This is a genomic window from Kitasatospora sp. NPDC048540 (assembly GCF_040651175.1).
In the GTDB taxonomy this organism is placed as follows: domain Bacteria; phylum Actinomycetota; class Actinomycetes; order Streptomycetales; family Streptomycetaceae; genus Kitasatospora.
Window position 1 is genome coordinate 39,090 of the sequence record NZ_JBEZIR010000068.1, and the last position, 6,231, is coordinate 45,320.

At 78.3% G+C, this 6,231-nt stretch carries 3 protein-coding genes; all 3 read left to right on the top strand.

Annotated elements, in window-relative coordinates:
* Positions 1 to 95 precede the first annotated feature (95 nt).
* The 3 genes from truB to AB0D08_RS24585 all read left to right on the top strand — a co-directional run bounded on the left by truB (position 96) and on the right by AB0D08_RS24585 (position 6,091).
* Positions 96 to 1,001: a tRNA pseudouridine(55) synthase TruB gene (gene truB, locus AB0D08_RS24575; RefSeq protein WP_359891589.1), complete on the top strand. Its 906-nt coding sequence runs from the start codon at positions 96 to 98 to the stop codon at positions 999 to 1,001.
* 330 nt (positions 1,002 to 1,331) lie between these two features.
* Positions 1,332 to 5,033, top strand: coding sequence for a serine protease (locus AB0D08_RS24580; protein WP_359891592.1), 3,702 nt, complete (start codon positions 1,332 to 1,334; stop codon positions 5,031 to 5,033).
* Positions 5,034 to 5,113: 80 nt separating this feature from the next.
* Positions 5,114 to 6,091, top strand: coding sequence for a bifunctional riboflavin kinase/FAD synthetase (locus AB0D08_RS24585; protein ID WP_033823879.1), 978 nt, complete (start codon positions 5,114 to 5,116; stop codon positions 6,089 to 6,091).
* Positions 6,092 to 6,231: the final 140 nt, after the last annotated feature.

The following is a 6,231-nucleotide window of genomic DNA, read 5'->3' on the forward strand; positions in this document are numbered from 1 at the left end:
CCGGAGCCTCCGGCCGTGGCCGCCGCCTGCCACCCGGGGCCGGCCGCACCCCCATCCGTCACCCGCACATCCGTCACCCGCACAGAGAAGAACCGATGAAGCGCAAGGGAACCGGCCCGGACGGCCTGGTCATCGTCGACAAGCCGGAGGGCATCACCTCGCACGGGGTGGTCGCCAAGATGCGGTGGCTGGCCGGCACCAGGAAGGTCGGCCACGCCGGCACGCTCGACCCGATGGCCACCGGAGTGCTGGTGATCGGGGTGGAGCGGGCCACCCGGCTGCTCGGGCACCTGATGCTCACCGCCAAGACCTACGAGGCCACCATCCGGCTCGGCCAGACCACCGTCACTGACGACCGGGAGGGCGAGGTCACCGCCTCCTCCTCGGCCGGGGCGGTGACCCGGGAGGCGATCGACGCCGGGATCGCGGCCCTCACCGGCGAGATCATGCAGGTCCCGTCCAAGGTCAGCGCCATCAAGATCGACGGCAAGCGCTCCTACGCGCGGGTCCGCGAGGGCGAGGACTTCGAACTCGCCGCCCGGCCCACCACCGTGCACTCCTTCACCGCGCACGGGCAGCGGACGGCGCTCGCCGAGGACGGCACCCCGGTGATCGACCTGGACGTCACCGTCGAGTGCTCCTCCGGCACCTACATCCGGGCGCTCGCCCGCGACCTGGGCGAGGGCCTCGGGGTCGGCGGCCACCTCACCGCACTGCGGCGCACCCGGGTCGGCCCGTACGGCGTGGAGTCGGCCCGCACGCTGGAGCAGCTGGAGGAGAAGCTGGAGGTGCTGCCGATCGCGGAGGCCGCCGACGCCGCCTTCCCGCGCTGGGACATCGACGCCGACCAGGCCCGGCTGCTGTCCAACGGCATGAAGCTCGCCGCCCCCGGACTAGGGGTGGACGGCCCGATCGCGGTCTTCGACCCGGACGGGCGCTTCCTGGCCCTGGTGGAGGAGAAGGGCGGCAGCGCCCGCCCGGTGGCCGTCTTCGTCGGCTGACAGCACCCCGCACCCCGTACCCGGCCCCCGCCACGGCCGCCGCCCGCTCCCGGGTGGCGGCCGTCGGCGTGCGGGCCGTCGCCGTGCGGGGCGCGGCGGGCGGCGGCGGGGCCGGAGCGGAGCGGGGTGGGCGGCGGCGGAGCCGGATCCGCCTCCCGATCCGCCTCCGGTTCATCCGCACGGGGGAGCGCGCGAGGCGAAAGCCCGTGGTGAACTGTGTGGGCGCGGTGGTACGCCCGCCGGGCTGGGCAGGCTCCCCGCCGCGAGAACGGCAACCGTGCCGGGCCCGGTCCGGCGCCCGGCCGGCCCGGCGCGGGGAGGCGGGGCGACATGGCCGGGAGGTACACCGGTGCGGCGGCGGACCCGGCCCAGGCGGTGCTGCTGGTCCGGGACCTGGACGGCGGGCTGCGCGGGCTGGGGTTCGTCGCCGACCGGCACGGCACGGTGGTCACTGCGCACGAGGTGGTGGCCGGACTCGCCCGGGTGGTGCTGCACACCCCCGGCGGGCAGAGCCGGGTGCTCGGCGCCGGAAGCATCGACCTGCTGCCCGGGCAGGCGCTGGCGCTGCTGCGCACCGACACCGTCGGCGGCCTGCCGGGGCCCGCGCTCCCGCTCGCCCACGGCACCGGCGCCCACGGGGGTGGCCCCCACGAGGGCGGCGACCTCGGCGGCGGGCCGGTGGTGATGCTCCAGGAGGCCGGGGAGCGGCCCCGGCCCGGCGGGGTCCTGGGCCGCTGCGCCGCCGGGTACCCGTGGCAGGACGACTTCCATCCGGTCGCCGGCGCCCTGCTGATCCGGCCGGACCGCCCCGGACCGGTCCCGCCGGCCGGCAGCCCGGTACTGGACGCCGACACCGGCGCGGTGCTCGCCGTGGTCACGCCCGGTCTGATCCTGCGCGGCGGCCTCGGCCGGCCCGACCTGATCGCGGCCGCCCCGATCCGGCCGGGCCCGGACACCGCCGGCCCGGACACCGCCGGTACGTCCACGGCGGGTGGGTCCACGGCGGGTGCGTCCGCCGCCGGAGCGACCACGGCCGGACCGCTCGCCGAGCTGCTCGAGCGCAACGCCGCCGAGGTACCCGCCTTCGGGCGCGCCCTCAACCTGGCCGGACTGCTGCGCCTGGCCGCCGTCCAGCTCGGCAGCGCCACCGCGGGGCCCGGCCGGATCGCCGACCTGGCGGCGGACCGGGTCGACCGCCCCGACGGCATCTGCGGCGAGGAGCCGCGCCGGCCCGTCACCGTCCTGCTCGGCGCACCCGGGACCGGCCGGACCACCGAGATCGCCGCGCTGGCGGTCCGCCGGTCCACCGGCCCCAACGCGCTGCCCACGCTGTGGCTGCGCGGCGCCGACCTCGACCCCGGGGACGAGTCGCTGGCCGCCCCGGTCGGACGCGCCCTCGCCCGCGCCGCCGCCCTGCTCGGCGTGCCCGCACCCGGACCGGACCCGGCGGCGGCGCTCGGCACGGCCGCCCGGCGCCCGCTGCTCGTCGTGCTGGACGGCCCGGAGGAGGCCCCCGCCGCACCCACCGCCGAGTGGCTGGCCGCCGGGACGCAATGGCTGGCCGCAACCGGCGCCCGGCTGCTGACCGCCGCCCGGCCGGACGGCTGGGAGCGCCTCGCGTGCTGGCACCCCGGCGCCGACGTGCACCGGCTGGGCCCGCTGCCCGCCGACGCGGCCGCGCGCGCCGCCCGCCGCTACGGGCTGCCGCCCGGCTGGCTCGACCCGGCGGACGCGGTGCACCCGCTGGCCGTCCGGCTGGCCGGCGAGCTGCACGCGGCGGGGGTGGCCGGGCCGGTGCCCGGACGCGACGAACTGTTCGCCGCCCACCTGGACCTGCTCTGCCTGCGGGCCGCCCGACGGCTCGCCGCGGCCGGGCCGCGCCGGCAGGGCGCCCACCGCCGGGGCGCCCCGCCGCCGCCCGGAGAGGACGCGGGCCGGATCCGGCGGCTGGCGGCCGTGATGGCCGGGCGGGTCCACGAGGCGGCCAGGCTGATGCTCGGCACCGGCCACGGCGGCCTGGACGCGGCCGACTTCGACCGGCTCTTCCCGGTGGCCGGGGGCTGGGCCGCGGCGGTCCTGACCGAGGGGCTGTTCGTACCGGCCGGACCGGGCTTCCGGACGGCGTACGAGGAACAGGCGGACTGGCTGCAGAGTCTGCACCTCGACCTGGACGAGGCCCTGCGGCTGCTGCTGGCCGAGCGGGCTCCGGACGTACCGGAGGTACCCCCCGGCCCCGGCGGGCCCGGGGACGACGCCGGCGGTCCACCGCCGCCCGGCAGGGTCGGGCCGGGGGACGCCCGGTCGGCGGAGGAGGACGGGCCGGGGGAGCGTGAGCGGGGGGAGGACGGTACGAGGGCGGGCGGACAAGGGCCGCACGGTGTGCCCCGGCACCGGGTCGGCCCGGTGGTGGCGGCGCTCGGGCGGTCGGGCGGCGCCGGTGCGGACGGCTCGGCCGCGGCGCCGGACGGCCGGCTGGAACGGCTGTGGCCCGCCCTCGAGTCGGCCGAGCCGGGCAGCGAACGGGACTGGTGGGCCGGGCGGCTGCTGGCCGCGGTGCTGCCGACGGTGCCCGATGCCGGGGTGCACCGCGTGCTGCTGGAACGGCTCGCCGAGCGGGCCGGCCGGGACCCGAGGTTCGGCCCCGAGTTCTGGGCCTCGCTGTCGCTCGCACCGGCGGACCGGCTGGCCCTGCTGCGGCGGCTGGTCGCCACGGACGGACCCGGGCAGACCTTCCGTACCGTCACCGCCGCGCTGCTCACGGCGGCGCCGGGCACGGTGATCCCGCTGCTGTGCGGATGGCTCGACGACCGACCCGCCGACGGCCGACGCGCCGACGGCCGGGAGCCCGGTGGCCACCGACCGGGCGCCGCCGAGGAGGCGGCCGCAGCCGCCGCGGCCGAGGCCGCCCACGAGCTGTTGTTCGCCCACCGCAGGCTGGCGCTGGACGACCTGACGGAGGCCCTGGTGGCCGCTGCCCACCTGCGGGCCGACGCCCTGCTCGGACTGCTCGCCGCCGAGGAACCCTCCGCGCTCTGCCGGGCCGTCGACCGCTGGAGCCACGACCCGCGGCCGGAACGGCACGTGGCGGCCGCGGTGCACGCGCTGCGCACCGCCCCGCACGCGAGCGGACCCGGGCCGCGGCTGCTGCGGCACACCGCGCGGACGCTGCTGGCCCGGGAGGACGAGCCGGCCCTGCACGGGGCGGCGCTCGCGCTGCTGGTCCGCGACCCGGCGACCAGGAGCGCCCGGCTGGCCGACGCCCTGTCCGCGTACCTGGCGGACGACCCGTTCGTCACCCCCGAGGTGCTGGCCCCCGCCCTGGACAGCCACCCCGAGGCCGTTCTGACGGCCTTTCGGGAGCGCCTGGCCCGGCCGCGGGGCGCCGCCGGCCCGGCGCTGCGGGTGCTCGCCGAGGCGGCCGACCCGCAGGTCGCCCGGCAGGGCATGCAACTGGTGGCCGCGCTGCTGCGCCGGCAGCCCGAACGCACCCCGCTGCCGGCCGCGCTGGCGGGGTACCTGGACCGGCTGCTGGAACTCGGCCGGGACGTGCAGCCGCTGCTGGCCGGAGTGATCACCGCGCCGCCGGGCGCCCGCCGGGCCCTCGCCCTGCTGCTGGTGGCGCCGGGCGACCCGGAGCGCGGGTGGCTGCTGGACACCGTCCTGGCGGCCGAGCGGGACCCTGAGGTGCTCGGGGCGGTGCTGGCCGCGCTGGTGGACCGGGTGGGGCAGTACCGGCCGGCCCGGCTGCGCGAGCTGGTCCGGCGGCTCGGTGCCCGGTGGCCCGGCGCGGACGCCCTGCTGGTGCGCTGCGCGGGCCGTTCGGCCGCCTTCGCCGCCCTGCTGGCCGGCTGGCCGCCGGACGAACCCCCGCCCCCCGCCGGGCCGTTGGTGACCAGGATGCGGAGCCTGGCCGCCGCCGGCGGGGACCCGCAGTACGCCGCCGTCCGGGCCGAACGCACCGGCCGGGCACCGGCGCCGCGCTCAGCGGCCGTTCCGGTGCCGGAGCAGGGTCGGGCGCATGGCACGCTATAGGGGTTCAGGTTTGGGTGTTCGAGTGCGCCTGGTCGTGCAGGGCACGGTAACCACGGCATAGGGAACGAGGAGCGGTCAGGGTGCAGCGCTGGCGTGGCCTGGAGGAGATCCCCGGGGACTGGGGACGCAGCGTCGTCACCATCGGATCGTTCGACGGTGTGCACCGCGGTCATCAGCTGATCATCAGCCGGGTGGTCGAGCGCGCCCGCGAGCTGGGCGCCCGGTCGGTGGTGGTGACCTTCGACCCGCACCCCAGCGAGGTGGTCCGGCCGGGCAGCCACCCGCCGCTGCTGGCCCCGCAGCCGCGCCGGGCGGAGCTGATCGAGGAACTCGGCGTGGACGCGGTGCTGGTCCTGCCGTTCACCCTGGAGTTCTCCAAGGAGTCGCCGGAGTTCTTCGTCCGCCAGGTGCTGGTGGAGGCGCTGCACGCCCGCCTGGTGGTGGAGGGCCCGAACTTCCGCTTCGGGCACCGGGCCGCCGGTGACGTGGCGCTGCTGGCCGAGCTGGGCCGGGCGGACGACTTCGAGGTCGAGGTGCTCGACCTGCAGGTGCGCGGTGCGGCCGGCGGCGGCGAGCCGTTCTCCTCCACGCTGGCCCGGCGGCTGGTCGCCGAGGGCGACCTGACCGGGGTCGCCGAGGTGCTCGGCCGCCCGCACCGGGTCGAGGGCGTGGTGGTGCGCGGCGCACAGCGCGGCCGCGAACTCGGCTACCCGACCGCCAACGTCGACACCGTGCCGCACAGCGCGGTCCCGGCCGACGGCGTGTACGCGGGCTGGCTGACCGTACCGGCGCACGGCTCCCGGCTGCCCGACGGCGGCCCAGGAGAGAGGATGCCCGCCGCCATCTCGGTCGGTACCAACCCGACCTTCGACGGCACCGCCCGCACGGTCGAGGCGTACGCCATCGACCGGGTCGGCCTCGACCTGTACGGCCTGCACGTCGCGGTCGACTTCCTGGCCTACCTGCGGGGCATGGAGAAGTTCGAGTCCATCGAGGCGCTGCTCGACCGGATGGCCGACGACGTCAAGCGGGCCCGCGAACTGACCGAGGAGTCCTGACCGCGGGCATGCCCGCGGGTGAGCGGCCCGACCACCCGTCAGGCGCCGCCGCCCGCCCCCGTACGCCAACGGCTCGGCCCGCCGGACTTCCAGGTCATGTTCCAGCCGTTCAGGCCGTTGGCCGGGTCGACCTGCTTGTC

Coding starts and splice junctions, on each gene's coding strand:
- truB (WP_359891589.1), top strand. CDS start 96: ATGAAGCGCAAGGGAACCGGCCCGGACGGCCTGGTCATCGTCGACAAG.
- AB0D08_RS24580 (WP_359891592.1), top strand. CDS start 1,332: ATGGCCGGGAGGTACACCGGTGCGGCGGCGGACCCGGCCCAGGCGGTG.